Annotated in this window: 11 protein-coding genes; 7 read left to right on the forward strand and 4 right to left on the reverse strand. The window is 66.2% G+C overall.

All coding sequences use genetic code 11. The annotated features are described in order from the left end of the window. Positions 1 to 5 precede the first annotated feature (5 nt). From KYK13_RS30565 to KYK13_RS30580, 4 genes are all read left to right on the forward strand, one after another. The gene (locus KYK13_RS30565; protein ID WP_223646963.1) at positions 6 to 4,610 is read left to right on the forward strand and encodes a hypothetical protein; all 4,605 of its coding nucleotides are present in this window, start codon (positions 6 to 8) and stop codon (positions 4,608 to 4,610) included. A gap of 35 nt (positions 4,611 to 4,645) precedes the next feature. Then, complete coding sequence (locus tag KYK13_RS30570; protein WP_223636870.1) at positions 4,646 to 5,839, forward strand: GNAT family N-acetyltransferase; 1,194 nt, start codon at positions 4,646 to 4,648, stop codon at positions 5,837 to 5,839. Continuing rightward, positions 5,821 to 6,258, forward strand: a complete 438-nt coding sequence (locus KYK13_RS30575; protein WP_223636874.1) for a serine O-acetyltransferase — start codon at positions 5,821 to 5,823, stop codon at positions 6,256 to 6,258. The genes KYK13_RS30570 and KYK13_RS30575 overlap by 19 nt, the downstream gene beginning before the upstream one ends. Positions 6,259 to 6,394: 136 nt before the next feature. Next, positions 6,395 to 7,486, forward strand: coding sequence for a hypothetical protein (locus tag KYK13_RS30580; RefSeq protein ID WP_223636877.1), 1,092 nt, complete (start codon positions 6,395 to 6,397; stop codon positions 7,484 to 7,486). A 28-nt stretch (positions 7,487 to 7,514) separates the two neighbouring features. Here KYK13_RS30580 and KYK13_RS30585 read toward each other — a convergent pair whose 3' ends face one another. After that, positions 7,515 to 8,594, reverse strand: a complete 1,080-nt coding sequence (locus KYK13_RS30585) for a triacylglycerol lipase (protein ID WP_223636878.1) — start codon at positions 8,592 to 8,594, stop codon at positions 7,515 to 7,517. 253 nt (positions 8,595 to 8,847) lie between these two features. On the opposite strand from KYK13_RS30585, the gene KYK13_RS30590 reads away from it, so the two are divergent. Beyond that, on the forward strand, positions 8,848 to 10,218 hold the full coding sequence (locus tag KYK13_RS30590; protein ID WP_223636880.1) for an MEDS domain-containing protein: 1,371 nt from the start codon (positions 8,848 to 8,850) through the stop codon (positions 10,216 to 10,218). A gap of 300 nt (positions 10,219 to 10,518) precedes the next feature. Here the strand turns inward: KYK13_RS30590 and KYK13_RS30595 are convergent, their stop codons facing one another. Next, positions 10,519 to 10,758, reverse strand: a complete 240-nt coding sequence (locus KYK13_RS30595; RefSeq protein WP_223636882.1) for a hypothetical protein — start codon at positions 10,756 to 10,758, stop codon at positions 10,519 to 10,521. Positions 10,759 to 11,233: 475 nt separating this feature from the next. Next, positions 11,234 to 11,725 (reverse strand): hypothetical protein, encoded by a 492-nt coding sequence (locus tag KYK13_RS30600; protein ID WP_223636884.1) that lies wholly within the window; start codon positions 11,723 to 11,725, stop codon positions 11,234 to 11,236. Here KYK13_RS30600 and KYK13_RS30605 point away from each other — a divergent pair. Together KYK13_RS30605 and KYK13_RS30610 are read left to right on the forward strand one after the other, a co-directional pair. Next, the gene (locus tag KYK13_RS30605; protein WP_223636886.1) at positions 11,724 to 12,596 is read left to right on the forward strand and encodes an IS701 family transposase; all 873 of its coding nucleotides are present in this window, start codon (positions 11,724 to 11,726) and stop codon (positions 12,594 to 12,596) included. The two genes, KYK13_RS30600 and KYK13_RS30605, sit on opposite strands and share 2 nt — an antisense overlap. A 26-nt stretch (positions 12,597 to 12,622) precedes the next feature. Beyond that, the gene (locus KYK13_RS30610; RefSeq protein WP_223636888.1) at positions 12,623 to 13,054 is read left to right on the forward strand and encodes a transposase; all 432 of its coding nucleotides are present in this window, start codon (positions 12,623 to 12,625) and stop codon (positions 13,052 to 13,054) included. 653 nt (positions 13,055 to 13,707) lie between these two features. On the opposite strand, the gene KYK13_RS30615 is transcribed toward KYK13_RS30610, so the two are convergent. Beyond that, positions 13,708 to 17,880: an RHS repeat-associated core domain-containing protein gene (locus tag KYK13_RS30615; RefSeq protein ID WP_223636890.1), complete on the reverse strand. Its 4,173-nt coding sequence runs from the start codon at positions 17,878 to 17,880 to the stop codon at positions 13,708 to 13,710. Between the last annotated feature and the right edge of the window lie 64 nt (positions 17,881 to 17,944).

Here is a 17,944-nt window from a genome sequence, read left to right on the forward strand (position 1 = left end):
GCGACATGCACCTGGCGAACGAATCTCTCGAGGCCCAACTGCTGGAAGCCCTGCCCCCGCTGCACCGCCGCGTGCGCGGGGCCTCGGTCGAAGCCCTGGCCCGGCGGCTGTTGGAGTCGTGCCCTCGCCCCGCGGGACTGGAAGGACTGGCGCCGTGGCTGGGCGTGGCCCTGGAGGCGCTGGAGGCGGAGCTGGCGGCCATCCACGCGGAGATCGTCCAGTTCACGCGCCAGCACAACGACGCGCACGATGACGCCGCGCGCCGCCAGGTGCTGGTGGATCATCTCAAGGCCACGGTGAAGGACCGCAAGGACCGCAAGGAGGACCTGCGCGCCCTGGACCGGTGGATGGGCTTCGACGCCCTGCGCGAGCGCCAGGAGAAGCGCCGCCACAAGCTGCTGATCGAAGAAGAGACCGCGCTCCGAGCGCTGGCGGGGGTGCTCGCGAAGGCCTCCGCACGGGAGCTCCAGCCCGCCGCCGTGCCGCTGGCGAGGCAGCTGCTGGACCGCGCCGTGGACGCGCCCCGGGCACAGAACCGCTTCGCCGCGCTGGAGGCGTTCCGGCAGCTCGCGCAGACGGTGCCGGGCGTCGCCGCGTCGCTGCCCGAGGTGGAGCCCACGCTGACGAGCCTCGCGGGCCAGGAGGACGTGAGCCCGTTCTTCCAGGCGGAGGCCCTGCGCGCGCTGCTCACGGTGGACGCGCTCACGGGCCTGGCCCTGCTGCGCCAGCGCCTGCGCGCGAAGGCGCCGTCGGAGAAGGACTTCCTCTTCCGCCGCCAGGTGCTGGACCAGTGCGCGCCGCTCCTGTCGGAAGAGCACCGCATGCCGCTGCTCACCGAGGTCGCGCACCACGACCCGAGCGAGTACGTGCGCATGGGCCTGTGCGCCCTCATCGCGCAGCGTCCGGACGGACAGCCGCTGCTGCGCCGTCTGGCGGGCCTGGAGTCGATGCCGGCCGTCGCGGGACAGCCGCCGTCGGAGCCCAGCCCGCGCGTGCGTACCGCCGCCGTGCTGGCCGCGGTGGAGGCGGCGCTCGCCGCGCCGAGGGTGAAGGCCGCGGCGCTCCAGGTGCTGGTGGACGTGCTGGGCCGGGACACCTCGCCGCTCGTGTTGCGAGTGGCGTGCGAGCGCGCCGCCGCGCTGGCGGAAGCGCTGGGCGCAGCCGGTCTGGGCCCCGCGCACGCGGCGCTGCTGGACGCGGTGGAATCACTGACGACGCAGCCGGGCGCCATGGGCCCGGTGGTCGAGGCCGCCGCCGCTGCCGCGCAGGTGCTGCGCCGGGTGAAGGACCCCGTGCGTCAGGCATGGACCGCGTTCCTCGCGGGCCGCGTCTCCAGGCTCCGCCCGGGCAGCCGTACGCGCATCCCGCTCCAGCCCACGCCGGAGAACCTGCCGCCGCTGCCGGAGGGCCCCGCGTGGCTGGGCGCCATCCTCGCGGACCTGTCACAGGACGGGCACGGCCTGTACGCGGAGCGCACGGACAAGACGCTGACGCTGTGGCACGGCGACCGGCAGGAGCGCCGCCTGTGGCGCATGTGGCACGAGTGGGGCCGCCCCGCGCCGAACAAGCGCCAGGCGTTCCTGCACACCACCGGCCGCGTGATGTCCGGCACCCTGCGCGCGCACCCGGGCCACCTGGACGAAATCACGGAGACGCTGGTCCCCGGCGAGCGCGTTCACGTGGCCAGCCAGGGCAGCTGGGGCCGTCACCTGCCCACGGTGGATGACCTGCTGGACATGCCGCTGTCGAAGGACGGCAAGGTGCATCTGTTCAGCAGCCACGGGGAGACGGTGCTGGTGCCGCCCGCCTCACGCCTGCGCCGGCTGACGAACCGCCTCAAGGTGTCGAAGGACTACCGGAAGCTCGCGTCGCTGCGGCTGGACTCGCTGGGCGGCGAGGAGCCCCGCGAGCGCCGCCGCTTCGTGGAGCAGGTGGAGCGCGAGCTGGGCGTCCAGGTGCGCTTCACGCCCTACGGCCAGAACAAGCAGGTCCCTTCTCCGCTGGCCACGCTCTTCCACGAGCCCGAGGCCGCGCCGAAGCCCACGTCCACGCTGCACTCGCCCGCGGTCGTGGGCCTGCAGAGCGGATTCCTGGCGCTCCTCACCGAGCGCATCATGGAGAACGAGGGCTACTTCCTGGGGATGGGAGGCAACGGCATCGCGGCGCTGGGCCTCTTCACCGCGGCGCTCTTCTCCATCTTCCTGGGCGACACGTACGTGAAGCGCCAGAACGTGCGCAAATCGCGGGAGAAGATTCCGCTGGTCATCGGCGGCTGGGGCACGCGCGGCAAGTCCGGCACGGAGCGCCTGAAGGCGGCGCTCTTCTCCGGCATGGGCTTCGAGGTGTTCGCGAAGACGACGGGCTCGGAGGCGATGTTCGTGCACAGCGCCCCGGGCGCCGGGCCGTCCGAGTTCTTCATCTTCCGCCCCTACGACAAGGCCACCATCTGGGAGCAGAAGGACATGGTGGAGCTGGGCGCGCGCCTGGGCACGGAGGTCTTCCTCTGGGAGTGCATGGCGCTTCAGCCCAACTTCGTGGAGCTGCTCCAGAACGACTGGATGAAGGACGACTTCGCCACGTTGACCAACGCCTATCCGGACCACGAAGACATCCAGGGCCCGGCGGGCATCAACGTCGCGTCCGTCATCACCAACTTCATGCCCAGGGGCGGCCGGGTGGTGACGACGGAGGACCACTTCCTCCCGCTCTTCAAGCAGGCGGCGAAGGAGAAGGACACCACGCTCCTGCACAGCGCCTGGTGGGAGGCGGAGCTCATCCCCGAGGAGTTCCTCGCGCTGTTCCCCTACCGCGAGCACCCGCGCAACATGGCGCTGGTGGCGACGCTGGCGGAGCAGCTGGGCGTGCCGCGTCCGTACGCGTTGGCGCTGATGGCCGAGCACGTGCAGCCGGAAATCGGCGTGTTGAAGGTCTTCCCTCCGGCGAGGGTGCGCGGGCGGCAGCTCACCTTCATCAACGGACACTCGGCGAACGAGCGCACGGGCTTCATGAACAACTGGATCCGCACGGGCCTGGGGGACGTGGATCCGGACGCGCATCCGGAGCGCGCGGTCATCACGGTCATCAACAACCGGTGGGACCGCGTGTCGCGCTCGGAGGTCTTCGCGCGCATCATGGTGGAGGACGCGCCCGCGGACCGGCACGTGCTCATCGGCACGAACCTGGAGGGCCTCCAGAAGTACGTGCGCGACGCGCTGGACCGGCACCTCTTGAGCACGGAGGTCGTCGCGGCGGAGGAGGTCTCCAGCCCCGAGGGCCAGGCCCGCGCGGAGGCACGCCTCGCGAAGGAACTGGCGAAGCTGAAGGTGCCGCGTCCCACGACGGCCACGTTCATGGACCGGCTGGAGCGGTACGCGGCCGGCGCGGGCCTCCAGGCGACGCCCACGCTGGCGCTGACCGCGGCCGTGGAGAAGGCGCTGAAGGGCGGGGATGACGACGTGGGCGTGGAGAAGCTCCGCCGCGCGCTGGAACGCGAGGTGGGCCCGCTCATTGATAAAGCGCTGTCGCCGGCGACGCGCATGCCGCCCCAGGCGCCGCCGGAGGTGCTGACGGCCGCGACGAAGGACGAGGTGCGCGAGCACGCGCTGTACCTGCTGGCGCGCATGGCGGTGCACGCACGGCTGAAGGCGATGCTGCCCCGAGGTGAGGCGGATGCGCAGGGACGCGTGAAGGCGTTCCACGCGAAGTTCCGCGACGCGTACCGGGCGATGATGCTGGAGCAGCTGGTGCCGGTGTCCGACTCGCAGGCGACGGGCGACCAGGTGGTGGACGCGTGCGCTCGCGCGGTGGCGCCCGGGATGCAGGTGAGCATCATGGGCGCGCAGAACATCAAGGGCACGGGCCTGGATTGGGTGTACCGCTGGATGGCGCTGGACCGCGTGACGACGGCGCTGAAGGCGCTGGAGGGCACGTCGGTGGAGGCGCGGCGGCGGGCGCTGGAGTCGCTGGAGACTTTCGACGACTCCGGCTTCGTGGACGCGGGCCTGGCGCGCACGGTGCTGCCGGGGCTCGTCAGCAAGGCCGCGTCGGCGGATGAAGCGGACCGGCTGCGCAAGCTGGCGGAGCGCGCTCGGGCGAGGCACGAGCTGAAGGTCCACGCGCTGACGCACACGGCGGCGGGCGGCGCGACGCAGGTGGTGGTGCGCAAGCTGGAGAAGGTGTTCGACTACCTGGACAGCGTGACACGCCGCCGGCTGAGCGAGATGTTGCTCGAGGACCTGGAGTCGGGCCGCGTGTCGCACGCGCGGGCGGCGGTGGAGACGCGCAAGCTGTACGAGCGCCAGAAGGGCGGCTGGCTCTTCCGCGGCCTCAAGAAGCAGCCGAAGCGGCTCGCGCCGGTGGAGGTGCCGGCGGTGGCGACGCCCGAGCCCGCCATGGACCTGGCGCCACAGCCCGCGCCCGCGGAGGTGGTGTTCAAGACGACGGTGGAGCTGTCTGGCACCAGGGTGCCGGTGCACCACGTCTCCCTGGACACCAACGCGCTGAAGAAGCTCGAGGGCCCGGTGCTGTCACGCGACGAGCCGCTGAAGAGACAGGGACCGGACGTGCCGGGTCCCGAAGCCGCGGATGACGCAGGCGAGCCCTTGTCCTGAGTCCCCGCGAGCCCGAGACCCGAGGAGAGACGTTCATGGAGGAGAGTCCCATTACGGACGCGGCGCTCGGGGACCGCGTCCCCTCCCGCCCCCGCCCCACCGCGGTGGAGGCCGTGACGCGCGGGCGCGTGGAGCCCCTGCGCGTGGAAGAGATCCGCGGGCTTCCCGCCTTCGACGCGCTGGCGGCGGAGTGGAACGCGCTGGTGAAGCGCGTGGACGACCAGGTGTTCTACCGGCACGAGTTCGTGCGCTGCTGGATTGAGAGCTTCGCGCCCGGCGCGGCCCTGCGCATCCTCGCGGCAAGGAACGCGATGGGCACGCTGGTGGCGGTGCTGGGGCTCCAGGAGGAGCAGGGCCACCAGTACGGCGTTCCGGTGCGGCAGTTGTCGTCGCTGACGAACAAGCACTCCTGCCGCTTCGACCTCGTGGCGGACGAGCCGAAGCGGGCCGCGGTGGCCTTCCTGTCGCACCTGATGGGAGACCCGAGCTGGGAGGTGCTCCGGCTGTCGGACGTGCCGGAGGGCGGCGCGGCATGGGAGCTGCTCCACGCGGCAAGAGGCGCGGGGATGCCCTGGGGCGCGTGGCCGAGCGCGCGCTCACCGTACCTGGTGCTGCCATCCACGGTCGCGGCGTGGACGAAGGGACGGAGCAACGCGAAGCCGCTGCGGCGCAGGCGCAGGCGTCTGGAGGAGAAGGGCCGCGTGGAGGTGGAGCGCGTGTCCGGCGTGGAGGGGCTGGACCCGAAGCTGGAGGAGGCCTTCACCCTGGAGCAGAGCGGCTGGAAGGCGCAGGAGGGCACGGCCATCGCGCAGGCGCAGCACCGTCGGGTTTTCTACACGGGGCTCGCGCGCACGGCGGCGGAGCGCGGCTGGCTGGGGTTGTACTTCCTGCGACTGGACGCACGTCCGATTGCGTTCCAATACGGGCTGCAATACGCCGGTCGTTATCTCGCGATGAAGCCCGGCTATGACGAGGCGTTGGCGGAGGTCAGTCCGGGCCAACTTCTGACCGAGAGCCTTGTCCAGGACTGTATTGCAAGGGGCCTGAACGAGCTGGACTTGTTGGGGGATGACGCCCCTTACAAGCGCGAGTGGACAGAGCACGCGCGGCAGCATCATTGGCTGTTCATCTACCGTGATACGTGGATGGGGCAGACGCTGCAACGTTCAAAGTTCCGCTGGGCTCCAGTGGCGAAAAGGATGGTGGGCAGATGGGTCCGACGGCGCTGACGTTCTACCGGGCCGCGAAGCGGCTCCAGGTGATCCCGAGGCTCGCGAACGTGGTGGCCACCCTGGGAGACTGCATCCACCACAGCCACGTGGACACGAAGGCCGTCCTCCACCCCACGGTGGAGCTGGGCTACGGGGGCATCGGCGTCATCATCGCGCCGGGGGTGGAGATTGGAGAGAAGAGCTTCATCTCCCAGAATGTGAGCCTGCAACCCCTGCCTGGCGTCGTGGGAGTGCCCCGCGTGGGCCGCAACGTCTACATCGGCGTGGGCGCCCAGGTTCTGGGCCCGGTGGTGATTGGGGACGGCGCGAAGATTGGCGCCAACGCGGTCGTGATGGAGGACGTGGCGCCGGGGACCACCGTGGCGGGGATTCCGGCCCGTGAGCTCAAGCGCCAGGTGCCGCCCACGGGGACGTGAGGCTTCCGGAGCCACGAGGTCAAGCATCCGCGTTCAGGGGGTTGCCGTCCTTCCTCAATCGCATAGCCTCGTCCGGATGCGATGCGGATCCCATCGGTGGACGGCCGCCGGCCCGAACCTGACCATTGAACATGAGGTGTCTCACTTCGAGAGATGGGCGTGGAGGATTGCGCTGCTCGCGGCGCTCGCGTTCCCCGGCGTTGCCTTCTTCGTGCCCTTCCTCTGGAGGAGCCAGCCGGCGTGGTCCATGGCGCTACTCATCGGCACATGGGCGGTCCACCAACTGACGTCCGCATGGAAGGCGCAGCTCAACAAAGACACACACACCTTGAAGCTGCGGTCCGGCTTCAGCCGGTTTCTCTCCTCGAGCACGCATCCGCTCGAGTCCTTCACGTCCGTGGCGCTCTCCCCCCACGGCAGAGGGGCCGGAGATAACTCCAGGTTCTGGGGATACTATTCCGTGGAGTTGAAGTCCCCGACACGAACCGTGCGGGTGTCTGGCAGTGACGACCGGGAAGAGGCGCTCGAGCTCGCTCAAGCCCTCTCCCGTTTCATGGGCGTTGATCTGAGCGTGGATGGCGGGCATGCGCGCCCCGCGGATGCGCGTCTCGCAGCAGAGCCACTGGACAGCCATCAGGCGCCGCCCTCACTCCCACCCGGCAGCCGTATCCAGTTCCACCAGGGGGAACGGGAGTTGGTGTTGCGGTTGCCCGGCTGCGGCTGGAAGCCTTTCTTCGTAGCGAAGGCAGGCATCGCGCTGCTAATCGCCGGAGGTGGACCTGCTGCCTTCGCGGTGGCCTGGGCGCGCACGTACGGCCTCCGACACCTCGCCTCCAGGGAACTGCTGATGGTCCTCGGCGTCTTCCTCTTCCTGGGAGGACTCCTTCTATGGAGTGTCATTCGGGAGGTCACGATGGGGTGGTCCCTCACCGCCTCTTCGCGAGGGATTGAGTATTCGCGCACCGGGCCCCGGAAGCCGCGAGAAGTCACACGAATCCCGGCGACGCAGCTCGAGGACATCGACCTCCGTGAGACGGGGGGAAAGGACTTCCGGCACCTGACCGTCGTCATCGAGCACAGGAAGGGCTTCGTGTGTATCGGGGCGGGTCTGTCCCGACAAGAGCTCGAGTGGACGGAGACCATGCTGCGCCGGGCGCTCGCAACCCACGGAGTGCCGCACGACGGAGCCGACGCCTCAGCGTTGAGGAGGGCCTCGACGAGGACCTGAAGCGGGCCCCCGACGAGGACTCGAGGCGTCAGCCGCCCTTGGGCATCTTCAGCGCCATCGCGACCAGTGAGAGGGTCAGGTCCTCGGGCTGGTAGGGCTTGAACGGGTTCAGCGTGGTGCCGGTGGAGTCCAGGTGATCCAGCCCGGACAGGGTCACGGACTTGGAGCCGGGGATGAACGCGTCCTGCGGGAGCACCAGGCCGTCTGACTTCACGCCGTAGCGCTGCTGCATGTACTCCTCCATGACGAACAGCGGCGACGTGGGGTTCACCGTGGTGGAGGCCATGCACACAGCGGGGATGTCCGAGGGCATCGGGTGCTTCGCGAGGAACTCCTTGCGCGAGTCGTACGTCAGGTCCTCACCGGCCTGGATGCTGCCGCCCAGCGCCTCGACAGCGCCGCCCACGCCGTAGCGCACGAGCGGGTTGTCCAGCAGGTCCTGCGCCATCGGCGAGCCGCCGTAAGGCGACTGGATGGTGACCAGGGCGCGCACGTGGTCCTTCAGCTCCGGGTACATGGACAGGGCCGCCGCGGAGTCCAGTCCGCCCTTGCTGTGCCCGATGAGCACCACCTGCTTCCCGTTCTTGGAGGCCTCGAGCACGGCCTGACGGACGATGGCCGCGTTGTGCTCCACGCCCATGTCCGTGTCGACGGGAACGCGGCCCACCTGCAGGCCCTGCGCTTCCAGCGCGTCCAGGTTCCGGTCGAAGTAGAACTGCTTGGGCGCCGCTTCGGAGAGCAGGCCGCCCACGGCCAGGAACACGCAGTCCTTGGCCTCGGGGGGCATCACGTTCTGGCCCGCGCGCACGGCCTGGTCGAGCTTCATGAACTCCGCGGTGGAGTCCTTCGCGGGCGGATACGCCTTCTGGATCCAGCCGATCTTGTCGGCCTCGCCCTTGCCGGGCCAGGGGATGGGAAGGCGAAGGGCATTGGCCTGAGCCAGCGCGTTGTTCTGCTGCGCGCCCGCCGGAGCGGCCGACGTGAAGCTGTCCCCCTTCACGATGGCGTTGAAGCCCTGCGGCCCCTTGGCCCGGGCAGGAGCCTCAGGCGTGGCCCGCGTCGTCTGCGTGGACGGCGTGAGGCTGGAAGGACGCGTGACCTGGACCATGAGGAGACCTCGGAAGGGGGAGCCGAGTTGAGCAGCAGGGAGGCTTGCCTACATTGTCGGCAAATGGCGCCGGAAGTTGCGCACCCGTTCCAAGTCCGTGAGAAGCCCAGACTCCAGGCGCTTGGCGCAGCGCGGCAAGAATGACCTCCCAGAATGGGGCCGGTCGCATGCTGCCCGGGCATACCGTTCAGCGCTGAACGGATTTGGAGTGTCGCGGTGTTGTTGGGGCCTCATGCACAAGGTACCAAGTCCCATGACTCCCCCCCTGCGTCCGAGTGGCATTCCTGCGGTGGGGGATCTGCCCTGGGGCTCCCATTTCTGCCAGTTCTACGGCGATCGGGAAGACCTCGTGGACTCGCTGGTCCCCTACTTCAAGGCGGGCCTGGAGAACAACGAGCACTGCCTGTGGGTCACATCCGAGCCATTCGGGGCCGCGGATGCCCGGACGATGCTACGCAACGCCGTGCCGGACCTGGATCAGCGGATGTCTCGGGGGCAGATCGAGATCATCGACCACCACGACTGGTACATGCGGGCCGGAGGCAAGAGCGCGGACGAAGTGCTCCAGGGTTGGGTGTACCGGTACGAACGTGCGCTCGCGCAGGGCTACGCCGGGCTGCGCCTGACAGGGAACACCTACTGGCTGGAGCGTCAGGACTGGTCCGGCTTCGTCGAGTACGAAGCCCGCGTTACCGACACCTTCAAGAGCCACAACATCCTTGGGCTGTGCAGCTACTGCCTGGGCCGCTGCGCCCCGATGGATGTGCTCGACGTGGTCCGCAACCACCAGTTCGCGCTCATCCGGCAGGCGGGCGACTGGGAGATCATCGAAAGTGCGTCGCTGAAGAGCGCGAAGGCGGAGCTGCACAAGCTCAACACCGAGCTCGAGCAGCGCGTCCGGGAGCGGACGGCGGAGCTCCAACACGCGCTCCAGATGCGCGAGGAGTTCCTCTCCGTCGCGTCGCATGAACTGAAGACGCCCATCACCTCGCTCCAGCTCTACATGGAGAGCCTGCTGCGCGCCAACCAGCGAGGCACGCTGACGCCTGACCAGGCGACGCCCAAGCTCCTCAAGGCCAAGGAGCAGTGCGGGCGGCTGGAGAACCTCATCAACAAGATGCTCGACGTCTCGCGGGCCTCCGCGTCGGATGAGCCGCTGCCCATCGAGCCAGAGGAGGTGGACCTCGCGGATGTGGTAAGGAGCGTGGGCGAGGTTTTCGCGGAAGGGCTCCAGCGCGCGGGCTGTGAGCTGCGCTTGCGAGCGGACCACCCCGCTGTCGGCCACTGGGACCGGATGCGGCTGGAGCAGGTGGTGACGAACCTGCTGTCCAACGCCATCAAGTACGCCTCCGGGACCCTCGTGGAGATGGAAGTGCGGTCCAGGGAGGACCGCGCGACGCTGGTCGTCCGCGACGGTGGACCGGGCATCCCCGAGGAAGCGCAGCAGCGCGTCTTCGAGCGGTTCGTGCAGCTGTCGCCGAAGTCCCACGCCGGAGGCTTCGGGCTGGGGCTGTGGATCGTCCGGAGCATCGTAGACGCGCACGGCGGGAGCATTGCTCTGGACAGCAAGCCGGGAGAGGGAACGACCTTCAAGATCGTGCTCCCGTCCCGTCGCGGCCTGTAGGCCCCGGGAAGCTGGCGTGTGCCGTCTCACACGATCCTCCTGGTCGACGATGACGCGGCCATCGCCAATGCCCTGAGCGAGCTCCTCGTGGACGAGGGCTACGCGGTGGTTGTCGCGCAGAGGGGGCCGAGGCCCTGGGCTACCTCCGCGCGAACGCGGCGCCCTCGCTCATCCTGCTGGACCTGATGATGCAGGTAATGGACGGCTACGCACCCCGCGAGGTCCAGCGCGAGGATGCGGCGCTGCGCCAGATCCCCATCTTCATCCTGAGCACGGCGAACTGGGGCGTTCCGTGCGTTCTCAGGCAGGTACCACATCTCCTGGATCGACCATCTGGATATGGCGATGGCCGCCGAAGCGAGGCACAGCGACCGAGGATACATTCAACACCAGCACGCCCTCGCGCTCGGTCTCTTCGATTGGAAAGACGCTCCCAAGGCACACCATGAATACATCCCTCGACTCCTCCGGTAACTGGCCCAGCCAGATTGGGACCGAGGCGATGCGGACCTGCTGACCAACACGAAAGAGCGTTTTCATTGAGTCATTATCACGGCGACAAAAGCAGTGCCGAGTCCGACTGTCTCTCCGCCGTAGTCGCGTGCACCCACGCTCCACGAGGGTCGTCGCCGAGCCACTATGCAACACGGCACGTCAGCGGTTCTCATCGCTGATCCGGCGGCATTCATCCGCTTGAAGAACGCGGCGCTCTCCCCCAGGTCCGTCCCATTCACGGCTGCATTCGATTCGCCGGACGGCGTACCAGGTCCGCCGGACGAATCCATTCGAGAACTGCTCTTCAAGCAAGATGGCGCCATCCGCGCCGATGCCGCATTGACGCGTGCGAACTCCAGCGTCGTCGCGTACCTCGCACCCATAAAGGCCGCGAGGTACGCCCAAGTCGTTCCGGCTCAGCAGAAGCCAATGCGCCCGGAAGGAGTGCGCCAGCACGACAAAGGCCGCGCATCCAGCCAGGAGCCACAACGCGATGCTTCTCGCTGCCGGAGGAGCCACGTCAGAACGCTGGTTTTTCATGCCAGGGACGCTGAATTGGACGACGCTTCGACCAGAGGTGCCATGCGAAGTGGTTCTTCGGTCCAGCGGTCCATCGATAGTGCACGCGGAATCCTACGGACAGCGTCTTCCAGTAGGTGGCGTCCCAAGGTTGCAAGCCCGTCCACGCCTCGCTCCCAGGCAGCAAGGTTTTCGACGGGTCCGTGGACCACCAGGCGAACTCCGCCTCCGCGCATTCACGACTCCCCGCTTCGATGAAGCTTTCTTCCTCTTCACGCCGGCCCTTGGAGTAGCGGCCCCAATCTGGCCGGGCCAGCGACTCCCACATGGCCCCGCCCTTGTCTGTCAGGTGGTACCAGAAGCCCGAGTAGTGCGCTGGCTTGCACGAGTTCATCGCTAACGCGCGTTCGATCTCCTGATGCGACCGGGCGAGAGCACCTGTTTCAATGTGCTGCACCTCGATGAGCCCGGCTTCGCACAGGGAAGCCAGCATGGGCGCCTCCCTTGAAGAGATGGTCGCCGGCATGGGGCGGCTGGAGAGACGACGCGCCATGGAGGCCTACGTCACGGGCCTGCTGCTGGATGGAGAGCGCAAGAGCATTGAGCCGATGGCGGCCCGGCTGGTGGAAGACGCGGGCGAAGTCGAGGCGATGCGCCAGCGACTACAGCAGTGTGTGTCGCAAGGGACGTGGAGCGACGAAGCACTGAGGGAGCGCCTTCCGCGGAAGCTGGAAGCGCGGCTGCCGGAAGTGGAATCTCTGGTGGTGGACGACACGGGCTTTTCAAAGAAGGGACAGCATTCGGTGGGCGTCGCCCGGCAATACTCGGGGACACTGGGACGCACGGATAACTGTCAGGTGGCCGTCAGCCTGCACCTGGCTGGGACACGTGGTAGCGGATGTATTGGCATGCGGCGGTACCTGCCCGAGGAGTGGGCGACGGACGCAGCCCGGCGTAAGGCGGCGGGTGTCCCCGAGACAGTAGGGGCCTTGCGCAAATGGGAATTGGCGCTGGCGCAGTTGGACGACGCGCTGAAGTGGGGCGTGCGCAAGCACGTCGTCCTCGCGGATGCGGGGTATGGAAACTGCCGGGAGTTTCGAGAAGGACTCACGGCTCCCTGCCTGCCCTACCTCGTCGCGGTGCCAGGGCAGCACAAGGTGTGGCCTCCGGGAGCGACGCCGCACCTGCCGGTGAAGAAGGCGGGCGCGTACGGATGTCCCCGAACGCGCTTCGTCGATGACACACAGGCGTGCAGTCCTGGACGATTGAAGAACTGGCGCGCCAGCTGCCTGAGGAGGAGTACCGCCGCATCAGCCGGCGCGAGGGCAGCCGCGGCACGCAGTCCTCCACCTTCGCCGCGGTGAGAATCCAGGTGGCTGAAGGCCATGTCGTGCGCAAGGCCCCCGGAGCTCCCGAATGGCTCTTGTGCGAGTGGCCGCTAGGGGAGGCCGCGCCAACGAAGTACTACCTCTCGTCTCTGCCGGAAGACACGCCCCTCAAACGCCTCGTCACGCTGGCGAAGCTGCGCTGGCGCATCGAGCGCGACTACCAGGAGATGAAGGGCGAAGTCGGGCTGGACCATTTCGAGGGCCGCACCTGGAGAGGCTTTCACCACCACGCCACGCTCTGCATGGTGGCCCACGGCTTCCTCGCGCTCCGTCGAGCGCTTTTCCCACCGGAGGAGGATTCCTTGGACACTTCCCCAGGTGCGTCGGCGGCTTCAACATCTGCTGCTGCGCCGCCTCGGCCATTGTCCGCTGTGCCTCCGCAGACTCGGCTCTCGCGCTTCTCCTCGCGGACCATCACGCATCTGTTCAGGTAGTATTAATCGATGGGCCCTGGCACGCGATCGCTACTGCGCTCAAGGTGCTGGCACGCACCCTCCGGCGCTCAGCGGAGCAAAAACCCGACCTTACACCCAGCGGGGTGAGTTACTCGGAGCAGTTGGGTGGGGCAGAACCTTGCGGTTGTGCCTTTTGGTCAGCCTTTCGTCCACGGGATATCGGTGGCCAACCCGCCCGGCTCAGCTGGTCTGCGACAATTCGTAATGAACAGAACCCCTTGGCGCGTGGGCTCACGATGGAGGCACAAGTCAGATGAATGCTGGTGGAGAAGGGCTCGCCACGAGAAGTAGCACGACCAGCACCGCCGTTGCGATGGCAGCAATCGCCACCGCGGCCCAAAGTGGGCCGCGCTTCTTTCCACGCACCAAGTCCGGGATACAAACGAGCGCACCAACCAGGCCGGCAAGCTCGAGTTCCCACATGTTTCCCGATGTTTTCCCGAGACGATTGGCGAACAGACTCCAAAGAACTACGGCCACCGGTGCTGGGGCCAAGCCGATTGCCAGGAGTCGGAACAATTCAGCGGCGCGCCAACGCACCCGCCACCAACCGAGTGCGATTAGGACAGCGAACATTATGACAAGCGGAACTACGTAGAAGTACGCAAGCCAGTACCAACGCCAGTCTTGTTTCATCGTCGATACCCCGGCGCATTTAGCGGGGGCAGCGCCGTGATGCCACACGCACGCAAAATATCCCCGGCAAAGGTGTTGCTGTTCGGCCCAAAGGCATCATATGGCGGCAGCGTCCCTGCATGAATCCTGAACTGCTGAAGGACACAGTCCTCAAGCGAGCCGTCTGCGGAGGAGCGCGGCCAGAGCGGTGGACTCACCGTCCAAAACGCAGAATTACGCTTCGGATTATTTGGCTGCTCGATCGGCCAGCCGCGCTGCGGATTGTTGCAGGAATTGGTCACCTCGTCCCGCGAACCCGGGCCGTAGATTTCGACGGTCAGGTCGTACTCTCCCGGAATCATGGTCCTAATGTAGCAGTGTCGTGCCAAGCCATGGAGTCCGTGACCCCAAATTGGTTCGCAGTGAAGCTCTACGAGCAAACCAGTCGGATCCGCAAAATGAACAGGGTTGTTCAGAGCATAGGCATACGTTGGCATCGACTGACCTTGGAGGGCCGCACTGCGAATAATGTTCGGGTCCTCCAACATCGGTTCCGGCTGAAGGTACCGCCCGATGCTCGGGTCGTAGTAGCGGTTCCAGTTCTCGAAGAGGTCGGTCTCAGCATCGTGGTACTGCCCGGGAAGCCTCAGTGGCATCCAGAAAGGATGTCCGGCTTGCTGGAATCGCTGGTACTCGTATCCTTCTGCTACGACTCCCGCAGAAGCAAATGTCCCTGCCGACCCTGATGTCACAACGACAATAGAAGCACGCCCCTGAGCAGGCGTTATCCACGACGACCACACCTGTCCCCCCGCCGTGGCAGCCAGCCCACTCAAAAGAACCCCACCATCCGTCTGGTTGCGCAACTCGACCTGCGAATCACTGCCTGTATCCAGCAAGTGGAAGAGCGTGCGTTCGCGAATGACCACGCCACCGTCCTCCGGAACCGGCTGGCTCAATTCGGCAAGGAGAACTTCCTGTGCGGCGCCTCCAACCGTCCCAGTAAGCGGGTGGGGTGAATCCTGGTCTAGCGATACCCGGTTAACATGACCAAACGGGTCATAGTCTGCGACACCTGCAACCTTGGCCGAGGAGTCGAACAACACAATCGCCTTGCCAAGAGCATCGGCCACCGGAAAATACACACCGCATGTCGCAGGCGCGCCATTTCGGGCGCAATCACCACTTAGCGTTGCGACCCGGGCCATTCCTGACGTCAACTGCCCGCGCACCACCATGATTGGCCGATTGTCCAGCCACACGAAGGTGTCATCCACATACTGGGTGAATCCTCCCACCGGCGGTACCACAGAAGAGTTGCCCCGGTCCACGAGCAGCGAGTGGCCCATGTCATAGAAGAATTCGTCTTCCACCGTGGTCGGATAGCGCTTGAGCCGCCGCCGGTTCATCGCGTCGTAGAAGTACTCGTAGGTACTTCCATTGACATCCACGGAGCGGAACACCGTCTCCGATGCACCTCCAACAGACGCGCCGTGATTGAACTGCAATTGGTACACGGGCGCCCCTGCGACCTCCACCCAGCGCTTCCCCGTGGCGCGGCCATCCAGGTCATACGAATACTGGTAATCCAGCATTGAACCAGCCGAGCTGCCCTGCCTACGCTCAAGCCGGTCGACCAAGGCCCCCGTACCGTGAGTCAAAGTCAACGAGGTTCCGTCCTCGACCTGACTGATCCGGTTCCCACGTCCGTCATACCCGTAGCTACGGGAGCTGACCGTCCCGCCCACCGCAGCGACATTCCCCGCTGGACGGGTGACGTTCTTGAGCCGCCCGAGCCCATCGTACTCATACTTCACGGTCGTCGGAGTCGGTCCCCCCAAGAGGCACGTGTCCTCCTGGATGATTTCATCCCCCTTCCACGTATACACCCGGCGGTACAGGTTCCCATGGCCGCCCGACCAGGAAAAGCCTGCTGACGAAACCCAAACACTGCGCTGCCGCCCAGTATAATCCGGGGCAGAAGTGATTCCTTCTGTGCACGGCGAGGTAGGGGGCGCACTGGTGTTGTCGCCGAGCGAGTACTCCACATACAGAGGATTCGCAGCTCCAGGAGAGTTGATCTTGTATGACCGAAGGCCGCCGTAGGGCTCCCACAGGATGTCCGACACATTGGCAAGTGCTGTCCACGATGTTCCATTCCAGCGTTCAACCGTGACAGTTCCAATCCGGTCCGACGGTACGGAGGAACTGGGGTGATTTCGATACCCGTATGAGACACGATGCCCATAGGGGTAGGTCACGGACAGCAAGTCACCTGACGTGGAATACGCGTAACTCGTATGCAGCGTGGTCGCCGGAGTATCACTCGGACAAGTGAACGTGTTCCCAGCAGAGCGTCGCACCCGGATCTCCTTCGTCACCCGTCCCCAGGCGTCGTACGACAGCCACGTCTGCCCGAAAGAATCGTTTCGGAAGAGCATCCGTCCACGGGTATTCACGGGCTGCGGACAGCTGGAATCGGGGGCCGCGGAGTTGTCGTAGCCCAGCGTGTAGAGAGTCTCCGTGAGCGGCGAGGCCCCCCCCACGATGCGGGTCGCGGACAAGCGCCGTCCCAGCGAATCATAGGCAAAGGCCAGATGCTCCCCATCCGCGCGCATCTGCGGCGTCTGTTTCGCCAGGAGATTGCCAGCAGCGTCATAGTCGTAACGCGTCCATCCATCGCCGCCCTGCCAGGGCAACTTGACTGCGACAAGTCGCCCGAAGTCATCGTATCGATAGGTGGATTCAGGTTGGCTGCAAGCAGTACAGTCCGCGACGGCTCCCGTCGCCGGGCACCCCGTGCGCACCGTCGCCATGTTCCCGTGCGCGTCGTAAGACATGCACGTCCGCGTGCCTCCCGTCCGCGTTCCGATCTCCGGATACTCATCCACCCCGGTCAGCCGATCCGCCCGATCATAACTCATCGCATTGCAGAGCGGTGACACAGGCCGGCCATCCACATTCAGCCCACCGCACAAGGCGGGAGGCGAATTGTAGGCGAGGCCCACGCCTACCAGGCGGCTGGCCCCGTCAAACAACTTGGGACGCACGTACCAGGAAGGATTGCCGTACCGCCCCCCGGCCAGCTCGTAGGCAGGGTTCCCGTTCGTGTCTGCCTCAATCAAACGCTGCCGACGCACTTTATCCGAGTCATCATTGCCCTCGAACGTCTCCGTCTTGGGCTTCCGGTCCTTCCCGTAGTCGTAGTGAACTTCCTCGCTCCAGGTGTAGCTGTCCAGAAACGCCTGCTTGGCTCGCAGTGTGAGCTTCCCCATCCAGGCGCTCGTGCAATGACCGTATCCTGAACCGCGATAACAGAAGCGCTCGTAATCCCCACGGGGGAAGTGGATGGCTGTCATCATTCCATTGTCGTAGAGGTATTCCCAGGTTGAGCCTTGGGTCGCAATGGAGGTGACCCGGTCCTCCTGATATGTGTATGTCGTTGCAATGCCGTTGGAATCCGTGACGCTTCGCGGATTTCCCCGCACGTCGTAATCAGCGTAATGAACTTCCAGTGCCGTCTGCCCCGCGCATCCTGTCACGGAGGTCAATTGTGGATAGCGGGAGACTTTCTTCAGGCGATTCGCATTCGGAGTGCCTGCCCCGGCCGACCAGTACTCGTACTGGGTGACCGGAATCGTCGTGTTGAGCGTTTCGGAGCACTCCGTGGCCGTCGGTCCGCCGACCCAGCATGGACCATGAACCTCCAGGACACGTCCCAGGGCATCATCGGTAGTGCCCCCAGAGCATACCTGTCGCGTGAAATAGAAAGTCGCTTGGTGCTTCAACGTAGGCACCGGAGCCGCGCCACCCGAGCCGAGCCCTTCTGTGTAACCGCTGCGAATGACCGCCTGAACGCGATTGGTCAAGGGGTCGTACACATTTCGCTGGACGGTGTCTGCGCCGCTTTGGAGGAGTGATACCTTTTTCTCCTCGACTCGCAGGCGCTCTCCCAGCACGACTCCGGTTCCAGCTGTGCTTTCCGCATAACTATACCGGGTGGTCTTCAAAGCCCCCGAACCGTCCGCGGCTGTCGCACCAACAGCCACGGAGCGCAGTTCCGGCAGCGTGGAAGCAGTGGCTCCAGTGGGGACCACCCAATCGCGGGCCGTCCAGCCGCCACTCCATTCCTTCTTGGCGCGGTTGACGGTCATGCCATTGGACAACGTGCTCCAGACGTACTCCTGCATCCGGGTACAGCTCGTCCCCGAGCATCCAATCCCAATGCTCTTCACTCGCGGGCCCTTCGCGAAG

The sequence above is a fragment of the Corallococcus sp. EGB genome (genome assembly GCF_019968905.1).
In the GTDB taxonomy this organism is placed as follows: domain Bacteria; phylum Myxococcota; class Myxococcia; order Myxococcales; family Myxococcaceae; genus Corallococcus.

Excerpts from the sequence above, each read along its gene's own strand:
- KYK13_RS30565 (WP_223646963.1), top strand. The coding sequence starts at position 6 with ATGCACCTGGCGAACGAATCTCTCGAGGCCCAACTGCTGGAAGCCCTG.
- KYK13_RS30570 (WP_223636870.1), top strand. The coding sequence starts at position 4,646 with ATGGAGGAGAGTCCCATTACGGACGCGGCGCTCGGGGACCGCGTCCCC.
- KYK13_RS30575 (WP_223636874.1), top strand. The coding sequence starts at position 5,821 with ATGGGTCCGACGGCGCTGACGTTCTACCGGGCCGCGAAGCGGCTCCAG.
- KYK13_RS30585 (WP_223636878.1), bottom strand. The coding sequence starts at position 8,594 with ATGGTCCAGGTCACGCGTCCTTCCAGCCTCACGCCGTCCACGCAGACG.
- KYK13_RS30590 (WP_223636880.1), top strand. The coding sequence starts at position 8,848 with ATGACTCCCCCCCTGCGTCCGAGTGGCATTCCTGCGGTGGGGGATCTG.
- KYK13_RS30595 (WP_223636882.1), bottom strand. The coding sequence starts at position 10,758 with ATGAAAACGCTCTTTCGTGTTGGTCAGCAGGTCCGCATCGCCTCGGTC.
- KYK13_RS30605 (WP_223636886.1), top strand. The coding sequence starts at position 11,724 with ATGGGCGCCTCCCTTGAAGAGATGGTCGCCGGCATGGGGCGGCTGGAG.
- KYK13_RS30600 (WP_223636884.1), bottom strand. The coding sequence starts at position 11,725 with ATGCTGGCTTCCCTGTGCGAAGCCGGGCTCATCGAGGTGCAGCACATT.
- KYK13_RS30615 (WP_223636890.1), bottom strand. The coding sequence starts at position 17,880 with ATGCAGGAGTACGTCTGGAGCACGTTGTCCAATGGCATGACCGTCAAC.